The sequence below is a fragment of the Streptomyces minutiscleroticus genome, from assembly GCF_014650875.1.
Lineage (GTDB): Bacteria > Actinomycetota > Actinomycetes > Streptomycetales > Streptomycetaceae > Streptomyces > Streptomyces minutiscleroticus.
This window is the reverse complement of the sequence record NZ_BMVU01000009.1, coordinates 15,264-39,104: the sequence shown is the minus strand read 5'-3', so window position 1 is coordinate 39,104 and position 23,841 is coordinate 15,264. Positions and strand designations below refer to the sequence as shown.

21 protein-coding genes are annotated in these 23,841 nt (G+C 74.0%); 9 read left to right on the top strand and 12 right to left on the bottom strand.

The window, feature by feature from the left end; translation table 11 throughout:
- Window positions 1-15: 15 nt before the first annotated feature.
- The 6 genes from IE271_RS12660 (at window position 16) to IE271_RS12640 (ending at window position 5,007) form a co-directional block, all read left to right on the top strand.
- Window positions 16-684 carry an amino acid ABC transporter permease gene (locus tag IE271_RS12660; RefSeq protein ID WP_190190360.1) on the top strand — a complete coding sequence of 223 codons (669 nt, stop codon included), beginning with the start codon at window positions 16-18 and terminating at the stop codon, window positions 682-684.
- The gene (locus tag IE271_RS12655) at window positions 681-1,631 is read left to right on the top strand and encodes an amino acid ABC transporter permease (RefSeq protein ID WP_190190359.1); all 951 of its coding nucleotides are present in this window, start codon (window positions 681-683) and stop codon (window positions 1,629-1,631) included. The genes IE271_RS12660 and IE271_RS12655 overlap by 4 nt, the downstream gene beginning before the upstream one ends.
- Before the next feature lie 197 nt (window positions 1,632-1,828).
- Window positions 1,829-3,490 carry an FAD-dependent monooxygenase gene (locus IE271_RS12650; protein ID WP_190190358.1) on the top strand — a complete coding sequence of 554 codons (1,662 nt, stop codon included), beginning with the start codon at window positions 1,829-1,831 and terminating at the stop codon, window positions 3,488-3,490.
- A 31-nt stretch (window positions 3,491-3,521) separates the two neighbouring features.
- On the top strand, window positions 3,522-3,821 hold the full coding sequence (locus IE271_RS43940; RefSeq protein ID WP_351280308.1) for a putative leader peptide: 300 nt from the start codon (window positions 3,522-3,524) through the stop codon (window positions 3,819-3,821).
- Window positions 3,822-3,889: 68 nt separating this feature from the next.
- Entirely contained in the window at window positions 3,890-4,471 is a 582-nt protein-coding gene (locus IE271_RS12645) for a cupin domain-containing protein (RefSeq protein WP_190190357.1), read from the top strand.
- 104 nt (window positions 4,472-4,575) lie between these two features.
- Complete coding sequence (locus IE271_RS12640; protein ID WP_229919303.1) at window positions 4,576-5,007, top strand: rhodanese-like domain-containing protein; 432 nt, start codon at window positions 4,576-4,578, stop codon at window positions 5,005-5,007.
- A gap of 325 nt (window positions 5,008-5,332) precedes the next feature.
- Here IE271_RS12640 and recX read toward each other — a convergent pair whose 3' ends face one another.
- From recX to IE271_RS12620, 4 genes are all read right to left on the bottom strand, one after another.
- A complete protein-coding gene (gene recX, locus IE271_RS12635) occupies window positions 5,333-6,268 on the bottom strand; it encodes a recombination regulator RecX (protein WP_190190355.1) in 936 nt (311 codons plus the stop codon).
- 3 nt (window positions 6,269-6,271) lie between these two features.
- On the bottom strand, window positions 6,272-7,396 hold the full coding sequence (gene recA, locus IE271_RS12630; protein WP_190190354.1) for a recombinase RecA: 1,125 nt from the start codon (window positions 7,394-7,396) through the stop codon (window positions 6,272-6,274).
- 539 nt (window positions 7,397-7,935) lie between these two features.
- Complete coding sequence (locus IE271_RS12625) at window positions 7,936-9,204, bottom strand: AI-2E family transporter (RefSeq protein WP_190190353.1); 1,269 nt, start codon at window positions 9,202-9,204, stop codon at window positions 7,936-7,938.
- 60 nt (window positions 9,205-9,264) lie between these two features.
- Window positions 9,265-9,459: a DUF3046 domain-containing protein gene (locus IE271_RS12620; RefSeq protein ID WP_190190352.1), complete on the bottom strand. Its 195-nt coding sequence runs from the start codon at window positions 9,457-9,459 to the stop codon at window positions 9,265-9,267.
- A gap of 78 nt (window positions 9,460-9,537) precedes the next feature.
- On the opposite strand from IE271_RS12620, the gene IE271_RS12615 reads away from it, so the two are divergent.
- Window positions 9,538-10,530, top strand: coding sequence for a hypothetical protein (locus IE271_RS12615; RefSeq protein WP_190190351.1), 993 nt, complete (start codon window positions 9,538-9,540; stop codon window positions 10,528-10,530).
- A 102-nt stretch (window positions 10,531-10,632) separates the two neighbouring features.
- On the opposite strand, the gene IE271_RS12610 is transcribed toward IE271_RS12615, so the two are convergent.
- From IE271_RS12610 to IE271_RS12600, 3 genes are read right to left on the bottom strand one after another with little or no spacing between them, the layout of a single operon-like run.
- Window positions 10,633-10,941: an AzlD domain-containing protein gene (locus IE271_RS12610; protein ID WP_190190350.1), complete on the bottom strand. Its 309-nt coding sequence runs from the start codon at window positions 10,939-10,941 to the stop codon at window positions 10,633-10,635.
- A complete protein-coding gene (locus IE271_RS12605) occupies window positions 10,938-11,765 on the bottom strand; it encodes an AzlC family ABC transporter permease (protein ID WP_229919294.1) in 828 nt (275 codons plus the stop codon). The genes IE271_RS12610 and IE271_RS12605 overlap by 4 nt, the downstream gene beginning before the upstream one ends.
- Entirely contained in the window at window positions 11,735-12,628 is an 894-nt protein-coding gene (locus IE271_RS12600; RefSeq protein ID WP_190190349.1) for an AraC family transcriptional regulator, read from the bottom strand. The genes IE271_RS12605 and IE271_RS12600 overlap by 31 nt, the downstream gene beginning before the upstream one ends.
- 292 nt (window positions 12,629-12,920) lie before the next feature.
- On the opposite strand from IE271_RS12600, the gene IE271_RS12595 reads away from it, so the two are divergent.
- Window positions 12,921-17,969: an ATP-dependent helicase gene (locus IE271_RS12595; RefSeq protein ID WP_190190348.1), complete on the top strand. Its 5,049-nt coding sequence runs from the start codon at window positions 12,921-12,923 to the stop codon at window positions 17,967-17,969.
- A 163-nt stretch (window positions 17,970-18,132) separates the two neighbouring features.
- Window positions 18,133-18,966, top strand: coding sequence for a DNA-formamidopyrimidine glycosylase family protein (locus tag IE271_RS12590; RefSeq protein WP_190190347.1), 834 nt, complete (start codon window positions 18,133-18,135; stop codon window positions 18,964-18,966).
- A gap of 726 nt (window positions 18,967-19,692) precedes the next feature.
- Here the strand turns inward: IE271_RS12590 and IE271_RS12585 are convergent.
- From IE271_RS12585 to rimO, 5 genes are all read right to left on the bottom strand, one after another.
- Window positions 19,693-20,226: an AAA family ATPase gene (locus tag IE271_RS12585; protein ID WP_190190346.1), complete on the bottom strand. Its 534-nt coding sequence runs from the start codon at window positions 20,224-20,226 to the stop codon at window positions 19,693-19,695.
- A 169-nt stretch (window positions 20,227-20,395) separates the two neighbouring features.
- Window positions 20,396-20,770, bottom strand: a complete 375-nt coding sequence (locus IE271_RS12580) for a helix-turn-helix domain-containing protein (RefSeq protein WP_190190345.1) — start codon at window positions 20,768-20,770, stop codon at window positions 20,396-20,398.
- A 109-nt stretch (window positions 20,771-20,879) separates the two neighbouring features.
- Complete coding sequence (locus IE271_RS12575; protein ID WP_190190344.1) at window positions 20,880-21,425, bottom strand: CinA family protein; 546 nt, start codon at window positions 21,423-21,425, stop codon at window positions 20,880-20,882.
- Window positions 21,422-22,327, bottom strand: coding sequence for a CDP-diacylglycerol--glycerol-3-phosphate 3-phosphatidyltransferase (pgsA, locus tag IE271_RS12570; RefSeq protein ID WP_190190343.1), 906 nt, complete (start codon window positions 22,325-22,327; stop codon window positions 21,422-21,424). The genes IE271_RS12575 and pgsA overlap by 4 nt, the downstream gene beginning before the upstream one ends.
- Window positions 22,324-23,796, bottom strand: coding sequence for a 30S ribosomal protein S12 methylthiotransferase RimO (rimO, locus tag IE271_RS12565; RefSeq protein WP_190190342.1), 1,473 nt, complete (start codon window positions 23,794-23,796; stop codon window positions 22,324-22,326). The genes pgsA and rimO overlap by 4 nt, the downstream gene beginning before the upstream one ends.
- Window positions 23,797-23,841: the final 45 nt, after the last annotated feature.

The following is a 23,841-nucleotide window of genomic DNA, read 5'->3' as shown; positions in this document are numbered from 1 at the left end:
GAAGCGCGGGAGATCGTGTTCGACTTTCTTGAAGGCTACGACGTCCTAGGGGCGTTCTGGACCACAGTGCAGCTGACGCTGCTCTCGGCCGTCGGCTCCCTGATCTGGGGCACGGTCCTGGCCGGGATGCGGGTCAGTCCCGTGCCGCTGATGCGTGGCTTCGGCACGGCCTACGTGAACATCGTGCGGAACATTCCGCTCACCGTCATCATCGTGTTCACCTCGCTCGGCCTCTCCAACATCTTCGGCGTCGCCCTCGGCGCGGCCGACGACTTCGAGGCGAAGTTCTTCCGGCTCGCCGTGCTGGGCCTGATCGCCTACACCTCGACGTTCGTGTGCGAGGCGCTGCGCTCCGGCATCAACACGGTGCCCGTCGGCCAGGCGGAGGCGGCCCGCGCCCTGGGTCTGAGCTTCTCCCAGGTGCTCACGCTCATCGTGCTTCCGCAGGCGTTCCGCACGGTGATCGGCCCGCTGGCCAACGTACTGATCGCCCTGACCAAGAACACCACGGTGGCGGCGGCCATCGGCGTGGCAGAGGCCGCGCTGCTGATGAAGGAAATGATCGAGAACGAGGCGCAGCTCCTCCTCATCTCCACGATCTTCGCCCTGGGCTTCGTGGTGCTGACGCTGCCGACCGGCCTGCTTCTCGGATGGCTCGGCAAGCGACTGGCGGTGAAGCGATGAGTTCCGTCCTGTACGACACACCCGGCCCCCGGGCCAAGCGGCGCAACCTGATCCTCTCGGTGGTCTTCGCCGTCCTGCTGGCGCTCCTGCTGTGGTGGGTGTGGCAGACCATGTCCGACAAGGGGCAGCTGGACGGGGACAAGTGGCGGCCCTTCGTCGAGGGCCCGGCCTGGACGACGTACCTGCTGCCCGGCCTCGGCAACACGCTCAAGGCGGCGGCCCTGGCGATGGTCATCGCCCTGCCGCTCGGCGCGGCCCTCGGCATCGCCCGGATGTCGGACCACCGGTGGGTACGGGTGCCGGCCGCCGTGATCGTCGAGTTCTTCCGCGCCATCCCGGTGCTGATGCTGATGATCTTCGCCAACCAGTTCTACTCGGACTACAGCGGCGTCGACAGCGAGTCCCGGCCGCTGTACGCGGTGGTCACGGGCCTGGTCCTCTACAACGCCTCGGTGCTCGCCGAGATCGTCCGCGCGGGCATCCTGTCGCTGCCCAAGGGGCAGAACGAGGCCGCGCAGGCGATCGGTCTGCGCAAGACGCAGGTCATGACGAGCATCCTGCTGCCGCAGGCCGTGACCGCGATGCTGCCGGCGATCGTCAGCCAGCTCGTGGTCATCGTGAAGGACACGGCGCTCGGTGGCGCCGTGCTGAACTTCACCGAACTGCTCAACGCCCGCAAGACGCTGGCGGCGAACTTCGCGAACGTCGTCCCCAGCTTCATCGTGGTGGCGGTCGTCTTCATCGTGCTGAACTTCCTCCTCACCAGCTTCGCCTCCTGGCTGGAGGGCAGGCTCCGGCGCAGCAAGAAGAGCACCGGCGCGGTGCTCCACGTCGACGACGTCGAGGACACCAACGTGGCGGGCGAGCTGGTCGGCGCGCACGGCACCGACCGGGGCCCCGAGGCCGGCGGCGGCGGAGGTACGGGGGGAGTGCGCAAAACCCCCTGACGCGTAAAAGCGCACGTCGGCCGGGAAGCTGACGGAATGTGAACGACGGAGGGCAGTGGCATGATCGCCACTGCCCTCCGTCACTTGACGCAAGCACCGGCAATAGGTTGCATACGTTCTGTGATCGCGCACCCCGCCCCACCCGTCAGTTACGGCAAGACACTCTGGACACCGTTCCGGGCAGGGGGCGCCGCGCCGTGGACCCGGTGATCATCGTCGGGGCGGGGCCCGTCGGGCTCACGCTGGCCCTGGCACTGGCCCGCCAGGAGGTCCCCTCCGTCGTCCTGGACGAGGGCCCCGGCAAGGACGAGCAGCGGCTCGCGCGCAGCGTCGTCCTGCGCGAGGACACCGCCGCGCTGCTGGAGCGGCTGACCGGGTTCCCGATCGGCGAGGCCGGCTGCCGCTGGGCCGGATGGCGGTCCCTGCGGCGCAAGCAGGTGATGCGCGAGATCACGTTCGACGACGGCGAGCCGGCCCCGCTGCACCTCGCCCAGCACGTGCTGACCGGCGCGCTGCGCGAGACCCTCGCCGGGGAGCGGCTGGTGCGCGTCGTCGTCGACAGCCGCGTCGACGCCGTCGAGCAGGAGGCGTCGGGGGTCACCGCGCACACCCGCGGGCCCAAGGGCACCTGGTGGAGAGGGAGTTACCTCGTCGGCTGCGACGGGCCGCGCTCCACGGTGCGCAAGCTCCAGGACATCCGCTTCCCCGGGCGCACGGCCGTCGAACGCCACGCCGTGGCGGCACTGCGCACGGAACTCCCCTGGGGAGCCGACGCGTTGCTGCACCGGATGCCGCCGTGGCGGATGTCCGGGCCGTCCGCCGGGGAGATCACCGGACGGCCCCTGCCCGACGGGGTGTGGCGCCTGGACTGGCTGCTGCCCCCGGGCAAGGACCTGGTCACGCCCGAGCTGCTGGTGGCGCGCGTCCGGGAGACCCTCGCCGGCTGGTGCGGCGGCTCGACACCGCCGTACGAGCTGCTGGACACCGGCGTCCACACCGTCCACCACCGCCTCGCCAGACGCTGGCGGGCCGGCCGGGTGTTCCTCGCCGGGGACGCCGCACACCTGCTCGGCGCGCTCGGCACGCAGGGGGTCGACGAGGGGCTGCGCGACGCCGACAACCTCGCCTGGAAGCTCGCGCTCGCCTGGCACCACGGCCCGCACGAGGCACTGCTCGACAGCTACCAGGAGGAGCGGCGCGCCGTCGTCGCCGCCCGGCTGCGCGCCGCCGACCAGGCGCTGCCGATACTGCGCGGCGGCTCGGCCCTGCGCTCGTACGTCCCCGGCTCCGCGCGCGGCCACGACACGCTGCTGACCGACGGGCACCTCGGGACCGGGCCGCTCGGCGCGCCCGGGACGTACGCCGACTCGCCGCTCGCGGCGCCTGTCACCGCGTCGGAGACGGAGGTCGCCACACTGCCGGGGGCCCCGGTCGAGGACGTGCGGGTGACCGCCGAGGACGGTTCGTTCGTGCAGCTGAGGGACCGGATGGGCCGCGGGGCCCTGCTCGTGGTCCTGATCGCGCCGGGCACCGGGGTGTGGGCGCGCGAGCACTGGGTGTCGGCCGGGATCATGCCGCGGCTCGCGGCCGCCGTGGCCGCGCTGCCGCACGCCGCCGAGCTGCTGGTCGCCGAGAGCTATCCGGGCGCCGCCGCCCACACCGTCCTGCTGGTCAGACCGGACGGCCATCTGGTCACCGCGCTGAGCGGGGTCCACCCGGACGACCTGTACGCGGCCGCCGAGGCCGCCGTGGGCGGACCGCGAAGAGCCGCGCGGGCGGCTTCGGGCTCACCCCCGGGCCCGGCCTCGGGCCCGGCCTCGAAGACGTCTTCGAGGACGTCTTCGGGAGGCGGTGAATAGGACGTCGAGGAGTGCGCAGGAGTCCGGTGACATGTCGCCGGGGGCCAGGGGCGGACCGGCTGAGGACGGGGGCCGGGAGCGGGCCGCGCGAGGACCGGCGGGCGTCCCCCGCGCCCCGCGCCGCACCTGTCGCGGCTCCCGTCCGCCCCGGTCGTGGCAGGTGCCTCGGGGCTCGCAGGGGCACGCCGTCCGGAACGGTCATGGCGAGTTGACCCGCCCGGACCTCCATGGTGTACTCCGGAACGTGACCGACACCTATGCGCGCCTGTGGCGGAGGGTCCACATGGACCTCGTCCGTTATGCGGGCTGCGTGTGTCGTCCGTCCTGCTGAATTCGCATCCCCCTCCGCGCGCCGCTCCGTGCTGCCGCGCGCCCACGCGAACCCTCAGGACGGTACCCATGTCTGTCTCCCCCGCTGTTCCCGCGCCCTCCGCTCCCGCCGGGCCCCCGGCCGCGGCCTCCCCGGCCGCCGCGGCCGTTCCCGCCCAGGCGCCCACGCAGGCCGACCTGCTCGACTTCGTCCGGCGGACCGCCGCCGACGCCGATCTGATCGCCTCCCTCCCGCTCGACCCCGAGGGCCGTACCTGGGTGCGGCTGGAGGGTCCCGGCGGCAGCGAGGCCTGGCTCATCGGCTGGCCGCCCGGCACCGGAACCGGCTGGCACGACCACGCCGACTCGGTCGGCGCCTTCCTCACCGCCTCGGGTGAGCTGAAGGAGAACTCCCTCGCCGCCCGGCTGCCCACGGACGGCTGGCGGACCCTCGAACTGACCGAGGACGTGGACCGGGAGCGGAGCCTGCCCGCCGGCAGGGGCCGCGCCTTCGGCCGCCATCACGTGCACGAGGTCCTCAACGAGTCCACCACGGAGCACGCGGTCTCCGTGCACGCCTACTACCCGCCCCTGCCGCGGATCCGCCGCTACAGCCGTACGGGCCAGGTCCTGCGCCTGGAGCAGGTCGAGGGACCGGAGGACTGGCAGTGAGTCCCGAAGCGTTTGGGGAGTCCGGAGCGCCTGTGGCGTCCGAAGCATCCGCAGGGACCGCGGCCTCCGCGGGGCCCGGAGCGTCCCCGGGGATCGAAGCTCCCATCGGATCCGAGGCACCCGCGGGGATCGAAGCTCATGCGGGGTCCGAGGCGCCCGTGGGGATCGACGAGCTGCTGGAGCGCGTGCGCTCGGGTTACGCGCGCATCGAGGCGGCGGACGCCCATGCCTCCGCGCAGGCCGGCGAGGCGCTCCTGGTCGACATCCGGTACGCGGCGCTGCGCGAGCGGGACGGCCTGATCCCCGGCGCCCTCGTCGTCGAGCGCAACGAACTGGAGTGGCGCCTCGACCCGCAGGGCAGCCACCGCGTGCCCGAGGCCACCGGCCACGACCTGCGCGTCGTCGTGATCTGCAACGAGGGGTACGCCTCCAGCCTCGCCGCGGCCTCCCTGCACCAGCTGGGACTGCGCCGGGCCACCGATCTCGTCGGCGGCTTCCAGGCGTGGCGCGCGGCGGGACTGCCGGTGACGCGCTGAGCCGTGCGGTGTGCGCGGGCGTCCGGCGTACGCCGCGCTGCGCTGGGACGGTGACGGTGGGGTGCCGAGGTGGCGCCTCACCGGCCGGGTGACCGAACGACGTGACCGGGTGGATGCGGTGCCGCCGCGGCCGCGCGTCACCACGCCGCCGTGGCGGTGGTGGCGCATCGCCCCGCCGCCGTGCCGAAGGCGCGTCGCCCCGCTGTCACGGCAGGCCGTCGTGTCGTACACCGCCGCGGCATCGCGGCGCGTCTCCGTGGTGGCGAGCGCGTCGCCGCGCCGTCACGTCACCGTCCGCCGACGACTCCCCGTAGTCCTTACCCGGTCAGTAGTCCTCCCCCGGCAGGAAGTCGGTGTCCTCGCCCTCTTCCTCCAGTGCCTGCCGGACCACCCGGAGGGCCATGCCCTCGGAGTAGCCCTTGCGGGCGAGCATGCCGGCGAGGCGCCGTATCCGCTTGTCGCGGTCGAGACCGCGGGTGGAGCGCAGCTTGCGGGCGACGAGCTCGCGCGCGGTCTCCTCCTCCTGCTCGGAGTCGAGCTGTCCGACGGCCTCGTCGATCAGCGCCGAGTCCACGCCCTTCGTCCGCAGCTCCCGCGCGAGCGCCCGCCGGGCCAGGCCCCGTCCGTGGTGCCGGGACTCCACCCAGGCGTCCGCGAACGCGCCATCGTTGATCAGCCCGACCTCTTCGAAACGGGACAGCACCTCGTCCGCCACGTCGTCCGGGATCTCGCGCTTGCGCAACGCGTCCGCCAACTGCTTGCGGGTGCGCGGGGTCCCGGTGAGCAGGCGCAGACAGATCGCCCGCGCGCGCTCGGCCGGGTCCGTCGAAGGCTCCTCCTTCGCGCCCCTCGGCGAGGAGGGGAGGTCCCCGTCCTCCGGCGCGCCGGAGGACTCGCCGGAACCGGGTCCGCTCCGGCGGCGGCCCCGGCCGCGTGCGCCGTCCCCCCGGCCACCGCTGCCGCGCCGCCCGGCGCCGGACCGCCCGCCGCTCCGGCGGAGCCCGTCGCCCCGGGGCGGTCTGTCGTCCGACAGACCGCCGCCGTCGGCGGCTCCGTCGCCGTACGTCCCGTCGTCGTACGGCTCACCGCCGTGTGTTCCGTCATCGTCACCGTACGATCCGCCCCCGTACGGTCCGTCGCCGTACGGATCTTCGCCGTACGGTCTCTCACCGTCTACGGTCCGAGCGCCGTCTCCCCCGCGCCCCTGCCCCCATGGGGCGGCGGGGTGGTCGTACTCGGCCCAGTCGGTCCGCCGTGTCACGGACTAGCTCTTGGCCGCCGTGGCCTTGGCCTTGGCCGCCTTCGCGGCCGGAGCGGGCACCGCCTTCGCGGGCTCGGCCGGGGCAGCGGGCACCGCCGCGTCCTCGCCCGGCTCGCCGGCCGGCTCCTCCGGCTTCACGCCGACGCCCAGCTTCTCCTTGATCTTCTTCTCGATCTCGTTGGCGAGGTCGGGGTTGTCCTTCAGGAAGTTGCGGGCGTTCTCCTTGCCCTGGCCGAGCTGGTCGCCCTCGTACGTGTACCAGGCGCCGGCCTTGCGGACGAAGCCGTGCTCCACGCCCATGTCGATCAGACCGCCCTCGCGGCTGATGCCCTGGCCGTAGAGGATGTCGAACTCGGCCTGCTTGAAGGGCGGCGCGACCTTGTTCTTCACGACCTTGCAGCGGGTGCGGTTGCCGACCGCCTCCGTGCCGTCCTTGAGGGTCTCGATGCGGCGGATGTCGATACGCACCGAGGCGTAGAACTTCAGCGCCCGGCCACCGGTCGTGGTCTCCGGGGAGCCGAACATCACACCGATCTTCTCGCGCAGCTGGTTGATGAAGATCGCGGTGGTCTTCGACTGGTTGAGCGCGCTGGTGATCTTCCGGAGCGCCTGGCTCATCAGGCGGGCCTGGAGACCCACGTGCGAGTCGCCCATCTCGCCCTCGATCTCCGCGCGCGGCACCAGGGCGGCCACGGAGTCGATGACGATCAGGTCGAGCGCACCGGAGCGGACCAGCATGTCCGTGATCTCCAGCGCCTGCTCGCCGTTGTCCGGCTGGGAGAGGATCAGGTTGTCGATGTCGACGCCCAGCTTCTTCGCGTACTCGGGGTCGAGGGCGTGCTCGGCGTCCACGAAGGCCACCTGGCCGCCGGCCTTCTGCGCGTTGGCCACGGCGTGCAGGGTCAGGGTCGTCTTACCGGAGGACTCCGGGCCGTACACCTCCACCACGCGGCCGCGCGGCAGACCGCCGACGCCGAGGGCGACGTCCAGCGCGGTCGATCCGGTGGGGATGACCTCGATGGGCTCGTTCGGCCGCTCGCCCAGGCGCATCACCGCGCCCTTGCCGAACTGCCGTTCAATCTGTGCGAGCGCGGCGTCGAGCGCCTTCTCGCGGTCGGTTCCTGCCATGGGTTCCACCCGGTTTGCTTGAGTCGATCGCTTCACGTCAAAGACGCTAACGCCTGCCACTGACAATGCGCCCCGACGCCCGTCCGGCCTGTGGATAACTCGGACATCGCCCTCTCTGAAACAGGACAAAATCCCATGAATCACTCGGGCAACGTCCCGCCGGAGCCTTTATAAGAATAGATGTTCGATTTTTGTGTCAAGCGCGCCACGCGGTCTCCGGCGGGGGTTCGCCGGCCCCCGGCCCGGCCTTGACCATGGAGAGCCGTGACGGACCGGGAGCCACCGCGAGCGGTGTCGGCGGGAGCCGTCCGGCAGCGGTCGGCGGGAGGTGATCGAGCCGGGCGGCAGCGGCCGGCGGGAGCCGGCCGAGCCGTGGTCGGCGTGATCTACCGGTGGCGGCCGAGCCGCGGTCCGCGGTGATCGACAGGTGACGGCCGGATGGCGGTCGGCAGATGGCGGCCGAGCCGCGGCCGAACCGGCCGGGTGCGGTCCGCCCGGCAGGCCGTCGGCCCGGCGGGTCCCCTTCGCCCCGGCGAGCCCTACCGGGCGGCGGGGCCCTGCGCCTCCTCGTCCGGCTGCGTCACCCTGCCCCGCGGCCCGTTCAGGGCCTGCCGGACGCGCTTGAGCGCCGCGCCCGAACCGCGCTGCCGGCGTCCGTGCACCCGGGGGTCGTCCGTGACGTCGTACCGCTTCACGTACGCCCCCAGGAACGCCTGCAGGGTGGCGACCGCGGGGATGGCGATCAGCGCGCCGACCGCGCCGAGCAGGGCGGTGCCCGCGATGACCGACCCGAAGGCGACCGCCGGATGGATGTCCACGCTCTTGGCGGTCAGCTTGGGCTGCAGCATGTAGTTCTCGAACTGCTGGTAGATCACGACGAAGATCAGCACCCACAGCGCGTACCAGGGGTCGACCGTGAAGCCGATCAGCATCGGCAGGGCGCCGGCGAGGTACGTGCCGATGGTGGGGATGAACTGGGAGACCAGTCCCACCCACACGGCCAGCACGGGCGCGTAGGGCACCTCGAGTGCCTGCAGCAGGACGTAGTGGGCGATGCCCGAGATCAGCGCCATCAGACCGCGCGAGTACAGGTAGCCGCCGGTCTTGTCGACGGCGATCTCCCACGCGCGCAGCACCTCCGCCTGGCGGGCGGGCGGCAGCACCGAGCACAGCGCGCGCCGCAGCCGGGGCCCGTCGGCGGCGAAGTAGAACGAGAACAGCAGGATCGTGAGCAGCCGGAAGAGGCCGCCGAGCACCTGCGCGGACACGTCCAGCACACCGCTCGCGCTGTTCTGCACGTACTTCTGCAGCCAGTCGGAGTGGATCAGGCTGTCCTGGATGTCGACGCGGCTGAGCTCCGTGCGGAACGTCGCGTTGATCCAGTTGATCACCGAGTCGAGGTACTCCGGGAACTCCTCGACCATGTTGACGATCTGTCCCGCGAGCATCGAGCTCATCAGGACGACGAATCCCGTGCTCGCGATCACCACGGCGAGGAAGACCAGGGCGGTGGCCACGCCGCGGCGCACCCCGTGGGCGGCCATCCAGCTCACCGCGGGCTCGACGGCGAGCGCCAGGAAGAACGCGATCAGAATGTTGATCAGCAGCCCGGTCAGCTGGTGGAAGGCCCAACTGCCCAGCTGGAAGCAGGCGATGAGGGTGAGCGCGAGCACCATGGCCCGCGGCAGCCAGCGCGGCATGCGCGCGCCGCGCGCCGCGTCACCGGCCGGGGGCGGCTGCGGCGGCGGTGCGCTGCCGAAGGGGGACGCGTGCTGCCCGACCTGCGCGGTCTCGTCTGTCGATGCCACGGTCCAAGTCTGGCCCACTTCAAGGGTGTCCGGTCACCACACCCCTGTTCCGGGCCGTCGTCAGCGTTTCTCCTGGGGGACGTCCATGGTCGTGCACACCACGCGCCAGACGTCCTTCGCGTCCCAGCCCGCGTCGAGCGCCTGGAGGACCGTACGTCCGCCGAGTCCCGACATCACGTGGTCGCGCGCGAAGGTGTCGGCGTACCCCGGACCGAAGTGATCCGCCATCCGCTGCCAGAAGACCGTCAACCGCATGCCTCCAGTATCCCGCTCCCGAGGGTGGAGATCCGCCGGGCCGCCTGCCGGGGCGTCTCCCGCCCTACGGTCTGACGCATGGCCGAAACAGGAGGCTCCCCGCTCCCCCCGCAGCCCCGGGCCGGCTCCGCGCTGAGCCGTGCCGAGCGGTTCGTCCGGCTCACCGCCCGCGTGCTGGAGCAGCGCCGCTTCGCGCACCACTTCCTCGGTGGCGGCGCCGAGACCGTCGACACCGCGCTCGCCGCCTACCGCAACGAGGGCGGCGGGTACGGGCACGGGCTCGACCCCGGTCTGCGCGGCCCGGCCAGCAGACCGCCCCACGCCGGGCACGCGCTGCGCGTCCTCGACTCGATCGGCCTGTGCGGCGGGCAGCGGGCGGAGCGCCTGTGCCGGTACCTGGCGTCCGTCTCGACGTCCGACGGCGCCCTGCCGGCGGCCGGTCCGGGCGACCGGCCGCACGGCGCGGGGAGGGCCGCGCCCGCCGTCGGCGAGCAGTCCGGCGGGCTGCTCGCCACCGAGCCCGCGGTGGGCCTTCTCCACCGCAACGAGGTGTGGCACGCCTGGCTGTTCCGTGCCACCGACTTCTGCTGGCAGGCGGTCGAGTCCCTGGAGAGGCCCCGTCCGGACGAGGCCGAGGCGGCCGTCGCCTTCCTGGACGCCGTGCCCGACCGCCGGCGCGCGGAGGCGGCCGCAGGCCGGCTCGGCCGCCTGGTGCGCGCGCAGCGGCTCGTGGCGCGGGTGCCGGAGGGGCCGCAACACCCCCTCGGGGCGTACGGCACGGCACAGGACGGGCTCCGCCTGCCGTACCACTACGCGCGCACTCCGCGGTCGCTCGCGCGCGCGTGGTTCACCGACGAGGAGGTCTCCCGCGCGCTGGACTTCCTGGAAGGCGGGCAGCAGGAAGACGGCGGCTGGCCGTTCCCCCCTCGCTCCCCGGCGCGTGAGGATCGCTCCCGGGGACAGTGGTCCCCGGGCGTCGTCCTGGAGGTGCGTCCGATCGTCACGGTCGAGGCGCTGCGGACCCTGCGGGCGTACGGGCGGCCCCTCGGCCGACCGGCCCCCGGTGACTGACCGGTCCCGGATGACGCACGACGCACGCGCGCATGCGTCGTGCGTCGTGCGTCGTGTGCCAGCCGTCGTGCGTCATCCGTCGTGCGTCGGTCCCGTGGCGCGTCAGCCCGTCATCGCCCGCACCCCGGCCGTCACGAGGACGGCGGCGGCCACGACGAGCAGGAAGGGCGCGCGCAGCAGCAGGGCGACCGCGGCCGCCGCGAGCCCCGCGGCCTTCGCGTCCAGCACCAGTACGCGGCTGTCGGCGAAGGTCTGCTGGGCCGTGAGCGCGGCCAGCAGGGCCACGGGCAGCAGGGCGGCCAGGCGTTTGACGAGCGGCCGCTCCAGCACGCCGGCGGGCACCAGGAGGCCGATGAGCTTGACGGCGTAGCAGCCGACGGCGGTGAGCGCGACGGCGATCCAGACGGTCAACGGTCCTCCTCGTGTGCGTCGTGGTCGTTGCGGTGCGCGGTACCGTGCGCGTCCGCGTCCTCGTGGTCCTCGTGGTCCCCCGCCGGTTCGCTCCCGTCCGTCCCGCGGCGGCTGCGGGCGCGGCGGCCCTCCGCCCAGAGGACGGCCGGCGCCGCGAGCGCGGCCACCAGGACGGGGACGCCCGCGGGCAGGACCGGCAGCAGGCCGAGGCCCAGGACGACGGCGAGGGCCGCGACGGCCCGCTCCGTGAAGGTCTTCAGCATGGGCGCGAGCAGCGCCAGGAAGACGGCGGGACCGGCGGCGTCCAGGCCCCAGGCGTCGGTGTCGCCGAGGGCGTCGGCGCCCAGCGCGCCGAGCAGCGTGGTGAGGTTCCACAGCAGGTAGAGGGTGAGGCCGGTGACGGTGAAGCCGATGCGGGCGCCGCGCCGGGTGGACTGGGCGAGCGCGACGGCCGTCGTCTCGTCGATGACCCACTGGGCGGCGAACGGCCGCACTGCGCGCGGGAGGGCCAGCAACTGCGACAGCCGCAGCCCGTAGAACGCGTTGCGCACGCCCAGGAAGAACGCCCCCGCGGCCGCGGTGAACGGGTTTCCTCCGGCCGCGAGCGCGCCGACCAGGGCGAACTGCGAGGCCCCGGTGAACACCAGCAGGCTGAGCGCGCAGGTCTGCAGCAGGGAGAGCCCGCTGCCGGCCGACGTCACCCCGAAGGCGAACCCGGACAGTCCGACGGCCACCCCGACCCCGAGCGCGTCCCTGAGGACGGCGGAGTCGGGTTTTCCTGCGTCTTCCTGGCTTATGTCTGCGAGAGCTGTCTGTTCTGCCACACCCGGGACGGTAGGGCAGGGGGCGCGTACGGGTCTTGTACGTTCTTGCGCTCGCGCTGGTACGCCCCCGGCGGCACGCCCACGATCCGGGTGAAGTGCCGGTTGAGGTGCGGCTGGTCGGTGAAGCCCACGCTCAGGGCGGCCTCGGCGGGCGAGGCGCCGGCGTCCAGGAGGCGGCGCGCCCGGCGCACCCGGGCGTCGGTGAGCCAGGCGTGCGGCGGCATGCCGTAGGCGTCCCGGAAGGCGCGCAGCAGTGCGAAGGGGCTGGTGCCGAGGTCGGCGGCGAGCCGCTCCAGGGGCGGCGGATCGGCCATGCGCTCCTCCAGCACGGCCCGCGCGCGTGCCGCGGTCCTGGCGCCCGCGGTACGGACCACCCGTTGCGGCAGCGGTCCGCCGTTCAGCCGCAGCAGCCGGGTCACGGCGACCCTGAGCAGGGTGTCGGCGGCGAGGGCGTTGCCCTCGTCCGCGGCCCGCAGCACCTCGTGGACGAGTCCGGCCGCGTACGGGTCGTCGAGCACCGGGGCGGTGAAGCCGGGCGTGCCGCGGACCGTGGTGGTCTCCGCGGCGATCTCGGCGACCAGCTCGGGCGGGGGGTAGACCGCGCCGTAGCGCCAGCCCTCGGGAACGCCCGCCCGGCCGGTGTGCGTGGTGTCGGGGTTGACCAGGGCCAGCGAGCCCGGTCCCGCGTACCGGTCCGCGCCGTCGCAGTGGAAGACCTCGACCCCGTCGGTGATCGCCGCGATGACGAAGTGCTCGTGGGTGTGGCGCACGAAGGTCTTGCGGATGTAGCGGGCGCGCAGCAGGTCGACACCGGGCAGTTCCGCGTACTGCCAGTGCCGCGCCCGCTCCCCGGAACCCGCCATGCCCCCATTCTGCGCCAGGCGCAGGACCGGCCCGCACGGCCTTCGGCTCCGAGCACAGGACCGGCCGGCGCGGCGTCCGCCGGACCGGCCCGTACGGCATCGGGCGCCGGGCACGGACCGGCCCGCACGGCGTCCGCCGGGGCGGCCTTTACGGCGTCCGCCTGGCCGGGGCCCGCCGCCGGCTCGCCGGATCCGCCCCGCCGCTCTCGGGCCGCCCTGGCCGGGACATATCGGAGCGAACACATTTGTGCAGATCAGGCCTATTGTCAGTGCGCGGGTGCAGGATGGGTGCATGGTCAGGTCTGCGCTCGATGCCTTCTCGCCCGCGACCCGCGGCTGGTTCACGGGTGCCTTCTCCGCGCCCACCGAGGCCCAGACCGGCGCGTGGCGGGCCATCGGCGAGGGCTCGGACGTCCTGGTGGTCGCGCCCACCGGCTCCGGCAAGACCCTGGCCGCGTTCCTCGCCGCGCTCGACCAGCTCGCCTCGTCCCCGCCCCCGGCCGACCCGAAGAAGCGCTGCCGCGTGCTGTACGTGTCCCCGCTCAAGGCCCTCGCGGTCGACGTGGAGCGGAACCTGCGCAGCCCGCTGACCGGCATCCGGCAGGAAGCCGTGCGCCTGGGCCTGCCCGAGCCCGAGGTGCGGGTCGGCATCCGCTCCGGGGACACCCCCGCGGCCGAGCGCCGCGCCCTGGCCACGCGCCCGCCGGACATCCTGATCACCACGCCGGAGTCGCTGTTCCTGATGCTGACGTCGGCCACGCGCGACGCGCTGACGGGCGTGGAGACGGTCATCCTGGACGAGGTGCACGCGGTCGCGGGCACCAAGCGCGGCGCCCACCTCGCGCTGTCCCTGGAGCGCCTGGACGAGCTGCTGCCCGCACCCGCCCGCCGCATCGGCCTGTCCGCGACGGTCCGCCCGGTGGACGAGGTGGCGCGGTTCCTCTCGCCCCGGCGGAAGGTGGAGATCGTCCAGCCCCCGTCGGCCAAGGAGTTCGACCTCTCCGTGGTCGTGCCGGTCGAGGACCTCGGCGAGCTGGGCGGCTCCCCGGCGGCCGACGCGGACGGGGGCGCCGAGCGCCCGTCGATCTGGCCGCACGTCGAGGAGCGCATCGCCGACCTCGTGCAGGCGCACCGCTCGACGATCGTCTTCGCCAACTCCCGGCGCCTCGCGGAGCGCCTGTGCAACCGGCTCAACGAGATCGCGTACGAGCGGGCGACCGGCGAGTCCCTGGAGGAACACCACGCCCCGGCGGAGCTGATGGGCGGCTCGGGCGCGGCCCAGGGCGCCCCTCCCGTCATCGCGCGCGCCCACCACGGCTCGGTCTCCAAGGAGCAGCGGGCCCAGGTCGAGGAGGACCTGAAGGCGGGCCGGCTGCCCGCCGTGGTCGCCACCTCCAGCCTGGAGCTGGGCATCGACATGGGCGCGGTGGACCTCGTCGTGCAGGTCGAGTCGCCGCCGTCGGTGGCCTCCGGCCTCCAGCGCGTCGGCCGCGCGGGCCACCAGGTCGGCGCGGTCTCCACGGGCGTCGTCTTCCCCAAGTACCGGGGCGACCTGGTGCAGGCGGCGGTGGTCACCGAGCGCATGCGCAGCGGCGGCATCGAGTCCCTCAGGGTGCCCGCCAACCCGCTGGACGTCCTCGCCCAGCAGCTCGTGGCCATGGTGGCGCTCGACACCTGGCAGGTCGACGACCTGCTCGCCACGGTCCGCCGGGCCGCCCCGTTCGCCTCGCTCCCGGAGTCGGCGTTCACGGCCGTGCTCGACATGCTGGCGGGCCGCTACCCCTCCGACGCCTTCGCGGAGCTGCGCCCGCGCGTGGTGTGGGACCGCGTGGCCGGCACGGTCACCGGCCGTCCCGGGGCGCAGCGCCTCGCCGTCACCTCCGGGGGCACCATCCCCGACCGCGGCCTCTTCGGGGTCTTCCTCGCGGGCGCCGACCCCAAGAAGGGCGGCGGCCGGGTCGGCGAGCTCGACGAGGAGATGGTCTACGAGTCGCGCGTGGGCGACGTCTTCACCCTCGGCACCAGCTCCTGGCGGATCGAGGACATCACCCGCGACCGCGTCCTGGTCTCGCCCGCGCCGGGCGTGCCGGGACGGCTGCCGTTCTGGAAGGGCGACCAGCTGGGCCGCCCGCTCGAACTGGGCCGCGCCCTGGGCGCGTTCCTGCGTGAGATCGGCTCCCTGCCCGAGGAGAAGGCCCGGCGGCGGCTGGGGGACGCCGGACTCGACGTCTGGGCCGCCGACAACGTCCTGTCCTACCTCGCCGAGCAGCGGGAGGCCTGCGGCCACGTCCCGGACGACCGGACCGTCGTGGTGGAGCGCTTTCGCGACGAGCTGGGCGACTGGCGGGTCGTCGTGCACTCCCCCTTCGGCGCCCAGGTGCACGCACCGTGGGCGCTGGCGCTCGGTGCCCGCCTCTCCGAGCGGTACGGCATGGACGCCCAGGTCATGCACGCCGACGACGGCATCGTGCTGCGCCTGCCCGACGCCGACCTGATGGGCCTGGACCTGCTCGACCAGGAGCCCGTCCGCACGGGCCGGGAGTACGACGCGGACCAGGCCCCCGTGGGCGCGGCCGACGTCGCGTTCGACAAGGGCGAGGTGGACCGGATCGTCACCGACCAGGTCGGCGGCTCGGCCCTGTTCGCGTCCCGGTTCCGCGAGTGCGCCGCCCGCGCGCTGCTGCTGCCCAAGCGCAATCCGGGCAAGCGGACCCCGCTGTGGCAGCAGCGCCAGCGCGCCGCGCAACTGCTGGAGGTGGCGAGCGAGTTCGGCTCGTTCCCGATCGTCCTGGAGGCCGTCCGCGAGTGCCTCCAGGACGTCTTCGACGTCCCGGGCCTGACCGAGCTGATGGGCGACATCGAGTCCCGCAAGGTGCGGCTCGTCGAGGTCACCACCCCCGAGCCCTCGCCCTTCGCCCGGTCGCTGCTGTTCGGCTACGTGGCGCAGTTCCTGTACGAGGGCGACTCCCCGCTCGCCGAGCGGCGCGCGGCCGCGCTGTCGCTGGACTCCCGGCTCCTGGCCGAGCTGCTCGGCCAGGCCGAGCTGCGCGAGCTGCTCGACGCCGACGTGCTCACGGAGCTGGAGCGCGAGCTGCAGTGGCTCGCCGAGGACCGGCGGATCAAGGACGTCGAGGGCGTGGCCGACGCGCTGCGGGTGCTGGGCCCGCTCACCGACGCCGAACTGGCCGAGCGCGGAGCGGACGCGGGGTGGGCCGCCGAGCTCGCCGCCGCCCGCCGCGCCATCCGCGTGCGCGTCGCCGGGACCGAGCACTGGGCGGCGATCGAGGACGCGGGCCGGCTGCGCGACGCTCTCGGCACCGCCCTGCCCGTCGGCGTCCCCGAGGCGTTCACGGAACCGGTCAAGGACCCGCTGGGCGACCTCCTCGCGCGCTACGCCCGCACGCACGGCCCGTTCACGTCGGCCGCGGCGGCCGCCCGCTTCGGCCTCGGCACGGCGGTCACGGAGGGCGCGCTGCAGCGGCTCGGGGCGGCCGGCCGGGTCGTCCAGGGCGAGTTCCATCCGGCGGGCGTCGGCCAGGAGTGGTGCGACGCGGCGGTGCTGCGGCGGCTGCGGCGCCGCTCGCTCGCGGCGCTGCGGCACGAGATGGAGCCGGTGCCGCCCGCCGCGTTCGCCCAGTTCCTGCCGCAGTGGCAGCACGTGGGCGGCGGGCACCGGCTGCGCGGCGTCGACGGACTCGTGCGCGCCGTGGAGCAGTTGCAGGGCGCCTCCGTGCCCGCGTCCGCCCTCGAAAGACTCGTCCTGCCGTCCCGGGTGTCGAACTACACGCCGGCGATGCTGGACGAGCTGACCGCCTCCGGCGAGGTCGTCTGGGCCGGTGCCGGCGCCCTGCCCGGCAAGGACGGCTGGGTCTCGCTGTACCTCGCGGACGCGGCGCCCCTCCTGCTGCACGCGCCGCACCCCCTGGAGCCGACGGCGCTCCACGAGTCGGTCCTGGCCGCGCTCGCAGGGGGCTACGGCCTGTTCTTCCGCCAGATCGCCGACCAGGTCCGCGCCACGACGCATCCCGAGGCCACCGACCCGCAGCTCGCCGACGCGATCTGGGACCTGGCCTGGTCCGGCCGGCTCACCAACGACACCCTGGGCCCGATGCGGGCCCTCCTCGGTTCGGGACGCACCGCCGGGTCCACCGCCCACCGGGCGAAGCGCACCGTGCCGCGCGGGCGGTACGGCGGCCTCGCCGCGGCCGCGCGCTCCGCCTCGCGCTCGGGTCCGCCGACCGTCGCCGGCCGCTGGTCGCTGCTGCCCGGTCCCGAACCGGACGCCACCGTGCGCGCGCACGCGCTGGCCCGCACCCTGCTGGACCGGCACGGCGTGGTGACCCGGGGCGCGGTCGCCGCGGAAGGGGTGGAGGGCGGCTTCTCCGCGGTCTACCGCGTCCTGTCCGCCTTCGAGGAGAGCGGCCAGGCCCGCCGCGGCTACGTGGTGGAGGGGCTCGGCGCCGCGCAGTTCGCGATGGACGGCGCCGTGGACCGGCTGCGCGCGGTGGCGAACGCCCGTGAGCGCGGTGAGTCCCTGCCCGAGCCGGCCTTCGCCGGGGCACCGGGCGAGGCCCTTCCCCCCGTGCCCGCAGCACCCGTCGCACCGGGCGCACCGGGGTGGCCCGACGGCCGGTCCCACGGTTCCCCGGACGCGTTCACCGACGCCGGCACCTCCTGGGACACCGTCGGCGCCCCACCCGGCGACGGCGGGACCTGGGACACCCCGGCGGGCCCGGTCCCGGAGGGCGCGTCCGGCAGCCGTGCCTCCTGGGACACCGTGGCGGCCCCGGCCGGTGCCGCCTCCCCGGCCGGTGCCGCCTCTCCGTACGGCGGTGCCTCCCCCTACGACGCGTACGCCCCCGCGGGCGGCCCCGGCCGGCAGACGCCGTCCTACGGCTTCCCCGGCGGCCCGGCATCCCGCCACCGTCCCGGCGACCGGCGCGGCGGCGGTCCGCGCGGCACCGTGCTGGCCGCCGCCGACCCGGCGAACGCGTACGGCGCGGCCCTGCCCTGGCCCGAGCCGCCCGCGGGGGCGAACCACAAGCCGGGGCGCAAGGCGGGCTCCCTCGTCGTCCTCGTCGAGGGCGAGCCGGCGCTCTACATGGAGCGCGGCGGCAAGACGCTGCTGGTCTGGCCCTCGTCCGCGGACGGCACCGCCGCGGACGACCCGCGCCTGCGCGCCGCCGCCGAGGCCCTGGCCGAGGCCGCCCGGGCGGGTTCGCTCGGCACGGTCACGGTGGAGAAGGTCAACGGCGAGGCGGCCCTGACCTCACCGTTCGGCACGCTGCTGGAAGGAGCCGGTTTCCACGCGACCCCGCGGGGCCTGCGCCTGCGCGCGTGAGCGGGGGCAGGGACGGGGACGGGGGCAAGGCCACACCCAGGCTGTCCCGATCGCCCCGCGCACCCCGCCCTGCCCGTCCGTCCCCCCTCAGCCATCGGAAACCGGACGCCGAGCGCCGAGCAGTGCTCAGCCGTCCGTGCGTCCCCCGTGCCACCCTGGAGCCATGCCCGAAGGAGACACCGTCTGGCAGGCGGCCCGCCACCTGCACACCGCGCTCGCGGGCCGGGTGCTGACGCACTCGGACCTGCGGGTGCCGAGGTTCGCCACGGCCGACCTGACCGGGCGCACGGTCCTCGACGTCACGCCGCGCGGCAAGCACCTCCTCGCCCGCGTCGAGGGCGGCCTCACGCTGCACACGCATCTGCGCATGGACGGCGCCTGGCGGATCTACGCGCCCGGCGAGCGCTGGAGCGGCGGTCCCGGTTACCAGATCCGGGCGGTCCTCGGCAACGCCGAGCACACGGCGGTGGGCTACCGGCTGCCGGTCGTGGAGCTGCTCCGCACCGCCGACGAGGAGCGGGCGGTCGGGCATCTCGGCCCCGATCTCCTCGGCCCGGACTGGGACCCCGGCAAGGCCCTGGAGAACCTGCTGCGCGACCCCGCCCGCCCCCTCGGCGAGGCCCTGCTGGACCAGCGCAACCTCGCCGGGATCGGCAACGTCTTCAAGTGCGAGCTGTGCTTCCTGCTCAGGGTCACCCCCTGGCTCCCCGTGGGAGAGCTGCCCGCCGGGCTCCTCGCGCGGGTTCCCGTCCTCTCCCACAAGCTCCTCGGGGCCAACCGCGAACGCCCCAGGCGCAACACCACCGGCCTGCGCGACATCGACTTCTTCGTGTACGGGCGCGCGCCGCGGCCCTGCCTGCGCTGCCGTACGTCCGTCCGCAAGGCGGACCAGAGCGACGGCACCGGCGACCGCCCCACGTACTGGTGCCCGACCTGCCAGTCGGGCCCGTCCCCCGCCCGCCGGACGACGTCCCGGCGCACCCTCAGCGGACGCTGAGGACTCTGCGGACGCCGGGGGCTCCGCGGACGCTGCCGGGCGGGGCCGGACGGGACGGCGCGCCGAGGCCCCTCAGCCGCCGACCGCACCCGACGCCCCAGGCCCGCCCCCGCCCCTGGGAAACGGCTCGTCCCCACCTCGGGGAGAAGGCTCGTCCCCACCTCTGAAGAACAGTTCGCCCCCGCTCCCGCCCCCGGGAAGAGGCTCGTCCCCGCCTCCGGGGAACAGTTCGCCGCCGCCCCTCGGGAACGCCTCCTCCGCGTCCGTAGCAGGCGGCGGTCCGTCCGCCCCGCTCAGGACCGCCCCGTCCTCCCTATCCCCCGGAGACGGCCCGTCCCCCTCGATCCCTTCGTCCTCCCCCGTCGCACCCGTCCCGGCCGCGTCGGCGTCTCCCACCGCCCAAGCCCCCCGCGCCTTCTTCGGCGCGCAGTGCACGGGCAGCAGGCTCAGCCCCCACCCGCCGGCCGCGACGGTCCCCTCGACCACGCCGGCGCCGGGCGCCAGGACCAGCCGGAGCACCGCCCACCACCACAGGCCGCCGAATCCCACGGCCAGCCCCCACCGCCCTATCCGCCCTGCCATGGCCGCCACCTCCAGCCCGACGCCAGGTGCCGGCGCCCCCGGCGGGAGGGCACACGGACAGCGACGGGTTCGCGGTCCGTCGGCGCACGACCGTTACCGCCAGTCTCACCCGTTCTCCCGGCGCGCGCATCCAGAGAAGGACGGCTACGCTTCCAGCCGCCGCAGCACCTCCGTGGCCAGCTCGGCCACGGGCCGCTCCCCGTCCAGCCGCACCGTGTCCTCGGGCAGCGCCTTCGCCGCCACCGCGCACTCGGCGACACGCGCCTTGCACCAGGCCTTCACCGCCTCGTTGCGCGCCGGATCGCCCGGGACGAGGTCCCGCGCGTCGATCCGCCGGGTCAGGGTCTTTGCGGGGACGTCGAGATAGAAGTGATGGACCGTGATCCCGGCCGCCCGGAGCATCCCGAAGATCTCGTCCGCGTAGTCCGGGCGGACGAGCGTCATGGGGGTGAACACCGTCCGCCCGTACTCCTCGACGAGTCCGGCGGCCATGGAGCCCACCTGCCGCCGCCACAGCGGCAGGTCCTGGAAGTTCCCCGTGGGGACGTCGACCACCTCGCGGAGCACGTAGCCGATCTGCTCCGGGTCAAAGACCAGCGCCTCGGGCCGGCGGCGGCGCAACTCCTCGACGAGGGTCGTCTTGCCACTGCCGAACGCGCCGTTCACCCAGACGATCACGGATTTCCCCCACTCGGACGACGCATTAGAAGCCCTGACCCTGAAGACCACGCGGCCCCGCACGCACGAGGACCCCGTCCGCGCCCCTCCGGGTGTCCCCGGAGAAGCCCCGGACGGGGTCCTCCCACGTATCTCGGTGCCGTGCTGTCGTCAGGGGCGCCGACGCACGTCAGGCCGCGACCACGTCCACCGCCTCGGCGGGCGCCTTGATCGTCACCCGCTCCGGTGGCACACCGGTCACCGACACGGAGTTCAGCATGGGCCGAACCGGGTTCGGCACGGGCTCGGTGGCCGCAGCAGACTGGGCCAGCTCGGCGAGTGCGAGTTCGTCGCTCACTTCCCGCATGAGCTCGGACATCCGTACGTCCAGCGCGTCGCAGATCGCGGAGAGCAGTTCGGAGGAAGCCTCCTTCTGCCCCCGCTCCACCTCGGAGAGATAGCCGAGTGAGACTCGGGCGGACGAGGAGACTTCGCGCAGAGTACGGCCCTGGCGCTGGCGCTGCCGACGCAGCACGTCACCCAGCAGGCGACGGAGCAGAATCATCGGTGGCTCCCTCCTCGGACCGCGTAGCCGCATCCTTCACGCCCCACCGTACCGCCTAGCGCTGCGGCCGTGCGGGGAGCGATGTCGTGTTCACTCAGGGCTGTAAACATCAAGTCCCCCCGTTTTGTTCCGTATCCTGTGCCCGCTCGTTTCCGGTCTGTCCGCCCGCCAGCTGCTCCAGCAGCAGGGCGAGCACGCTCCGTACACTCTCTCTACGGATTTCCGTCCGGCTGCCGTTCAACCTCAATGGCGTCACTTTCTCGCCGGAAGTCGTGCCGGAGAGGGCTCCCGCGGGTCCCGCGACGGCGACGTAGACCGTGCCGACGGGCTGTCCGTCCTGCGGTTCGGGGCCCGCGACGCCGGTCGTGGAGATCCCCCAGTCGGCGCCGAGCACCTTGCGCACCCCGGTCGCCATCTGGGCCGCGACCTGCGGGTCCACGGCCCCGCGCGCCTCCAGCAGCGCACCGTCCACGCCCAGGACGTTCCGTTTGAGGTCGGTGGCGTACGCGGTCACCGAGCCCCGGAAGGCCTTGGACGCCCCGGGCACCGCCGCCAGCTCGGCCGCCACCAGGCCGCCGGTCAGCGACTCGGCGACGGCCAGGGTCTCGCCCCTCACCGTCAGTAGTCGCAGCACGTCGGCGGCGGCGTTGGTCATGCGCCCGCCTCCTGTGCCGCCGCCCTGCGCGCTGCCAGACCGCGCCGCCGGAGCACAATGGCCTGTCTCACATAGTCGAGACCGGTCGCCACGGTCAGCGCGACCGCCACGGCCATCACCCAGAACCTCAGGGTCGCCAGCGGCCCCGTCAACGCCAGGATGTACATCCCCACGGCCACCCCCTGCGTCAGCGTCTTCAGCTTCCCGCCGCGGCTGGCGGGGATGACGCCGTACCGGATGACGACGAAACGCAGCAGGGTGATCCCGAGCTCGCGCCCCAGGATCACCCCGGTCACCCACCACGGCAGATCGCCGAGGGAGGAGAGACAGATCAGCGCCGCCCCCATGATCGCCTTGTCGGCGATGGGGTCGGCGATCTTCCCGAAGTCGGTGACGAGGTCGTAGGTGCGCGCGAGGTGGCCGTCGAACACGTCGGTGATCATGGCGACCGCGAACGCCGCCCAGGCCCAGGCGCGCATGGCCGGGTCGTACCCGCCGTCGGCGAGCATCAGCGCCACGAAGCCCGGCACGAGCACGAGCCGGACCATGGTCAGTATGTTGGCGATGTTCCAGAGGCTGGCCTGGTTCACGGCGGCGGCCGCGATCTTCCCGCCGCGCGCGGGCCTGGTCCCCTCGGCCTCGCCGGGCGCGGGGACGGCCTCCTCGGCCGCGGCCGCGGCGCGCACGGACTCGGCGCTCCCCGTGGCACCGCGCGGCGGCTCCGCTCTCTCGGGTCCTCCCCGCATCGGCTTCGCCTCCTCGCGTCCGCCGTCGCCGCCGACGAGCCGGGCGGCGACGCCTCCGGTGCCGGGCACGACGGCCCCGACGCCCGGCGCGCCCGTCGTGCCCGGGACGCCGGACGCGCCGGCTCCGTGCGCCGCGGACGCCGGAACTCCGGTCATCTCCCCGCCTCCTCGGTCCCCGCGGACGAGCCCGGCAGGGGCTCGGCCACCAGGTCGACACCCTCCGTACCGACCACCTTCGCCTCGACCATACGGCCGACCGTCAGTCCCTCGCCGCTCGTGAGCAGGACCTGGCCGTCCGTCTCGGGCGCCTGGTGGACGCCGCGGCCGACCGCGCCCTCCTCGGGGTCGACGGACTCGACCAGCACGTGCACGGTCTCCCCGACGCGCTCCTCGGCGCGCTGCGAGACCAGTTCCTCGGCGAGCCGCGACACGTGCGCCAGGCGCTCGGCGACGACGTCCTCGTCCAGCTTGCCGTCGTACGTGGCGGCCTCCGTGCCCTCCTCGTCGGAGTAGCCGAAGACACCGATGGCGTCCAGGCGCGCGCCGTTCAGGAAGCGCTCCAGCTCCGCCAGGTCGGCCTCGCTCTCGCCGGGGAAGCCGACGATGAAGTTGGACCGCACGCCCGCCTGCGGGGCCTTGGAGCGGATCGTGTCCAGCAGCTCCAGGAACCGGTCGGTGTCGCCGAAGCGGCGCATCGCGCGCAGCACGTTCGGCGCGGAGTGCTGGAAGGACAGGTCGAAGTAGGGCGCGACCTTAGGCGTCGACGTGAGCACGTCGATCAGACCGGGGCGCATCTCGGCGGGCTGGAGGTAGCTGACCCGCACCCGCTCGATGCCGTCCACCTCGGCCAGCTCCGGCAGCAGGGACTCCAGGAGCCGGATGTCGCCGAGGTCCTTGCCGTACGAGGTGTTGTTCTCGGAGACCAGCATGATCTCCTTGACGCCCTGCTCGGCGAGCCAGCGCGTCTCGTTCAGCACGTCGCTGGGGCGGCGCGAGATGAAGGAGCCGCGGAAGGACGGGATGGCGCAGAAGGAGCAGCGCCGGTCGCAGCCGGAGGCCAGCTTCACCGAGGCGACCGGGGAGCCGCCCAGGCGCCGGCGCAGCGGGGCCCGCGGCCCGGAGGCGGGGGCGATCCCCTCGGGCAGGTCGGCCGGGGCGTGGCCCGGAAGGGCGACGTCCGCGCCCGCGCCCTGCCGCTCGGCGGGGCTGATCGGCAGCAGCTTGCGGCGGTCGCGCGGCGTGTGCGCGGCGTGGATGCCGCCGGACAGGATCGTCTGCAGGCGGTCGGAGATGTCCGCGTAGTCGTCGAAGCCGAGCACGCCGTCGGCCTCGGGCAGCGCCTCCGCCAGCTCCTTGCCGTACCGCTCGGCCATGCAGCCGACGGCGACGACCGCCTGGGTTCTGCCGTGCCCCTTGAGATCGTTCGCTTCCAGCAGCGCGTCGACGGAGTCCTTCTTGGCGGCGTCGACGAAGCCGCACGTGTTGACGACGGCGACGTCCGCGTCCTCGGCGTTCTCCACGAGGTGCCAGCCGTCCGCCTCCAAGCGGCCTGCGAGCTCCTCCGAGTCCACCTCGTTACGGGCGCAGCCAAGGGTGACGAGTGCGACGGTACGGCGTTCAGGCATGGGCTCAAGACTACTTCGTCCCGCGGAGGGCCCATGTCGACGGGG

Coding starts and splice junctions, on each gene's coding strand:
- IE271_RS12645 (WP_190190357.1), top strand. CDS start 3,890: ATGTCTGTCTCCCCCGCTGTTCCCGCGCCCTCCGCTCCCGCCGGGCCC.
- IE271_RS12655 (WP_190190359.1), top strand. CDS start 681: ATGAGTTCCGTCCTGTACGACACACCCGGCCCCCGGGCCAAGCGGCGC.
- IE271_RS12600 (WP_190190349.1), bottom strand. CDS start 12,628: ATGGCGGGTTCCGGGGAGCGGGCGCGGCACTGGCAGTACGCGGAACTG.
- IE271_RS12595 (WP_190190348.1), top strand. CDS start 12,921: ATGGTCAGGTCTGCGCTCGATGCCTTCTCGCCCGCGACCCGCGGCTGG.
- IE271_RS12620 (WP_190190352.1), bottom strand. CDS start 9,459: ATGCGGTTGACGGTCTTCTGGCAGCGGATGGCGGATCACTTCGGTCCG.
- pgsA (WP_190190343.1), bottom strand. CDS start 22,327: ATGACCGGAGTTCCGGCGTCCGCGGCGCACGGAGCCGGCGCGTCCGGC.
- IE271_RS43940 (WP_351280308.1), top strand. CDS start 3,522: ATGTCGCCGGGGGCCAGGGGCGGACCGGCTGAGGACGGGGGCCGGGAG.
- rimO (WP_190190342.1), bottom strand. CDS start 23,796: ATGCCTGAACGCCGTACCGTCGCACTCGTCACCCTTGGCTGCGCCCGT.
- IE271_RS12590 (WP_190190347.1), top strand. CDS start 18,133: ATGCCCGAAGGAGACACCGTCTGGCAGGCGGCCCGCCACCTGCACACC.
- IE271_RS12575 (WP_190190344.1), bottom strand. CDS start 21,425: ATGACCAACGCCGCCGCCGACGTGCTGCGACTACTGACGGTGAGGGGC.
- IE271_RS12580 (WP_190190345.1), bottom strand. CDS start 20,770: ATGATTCTGCTCCGTCGCCTGCTGGGTGACGTGCTGCGTCGGCAGCGC.
- recA (WP_190190354.1), bottom strand. CDS start 7,396: ATGGCAGGAACCGACCGCGAGAAGGCGCTCGACGCCGCGCTCGCACAG.
- IE271_RS12615 (WP_190190351.1), top strand. CDS start 9,538: ATGGCCGAAACAGGAGGCTCCCCGCTCCCCCCGCAGCCCCGGGCCGGC.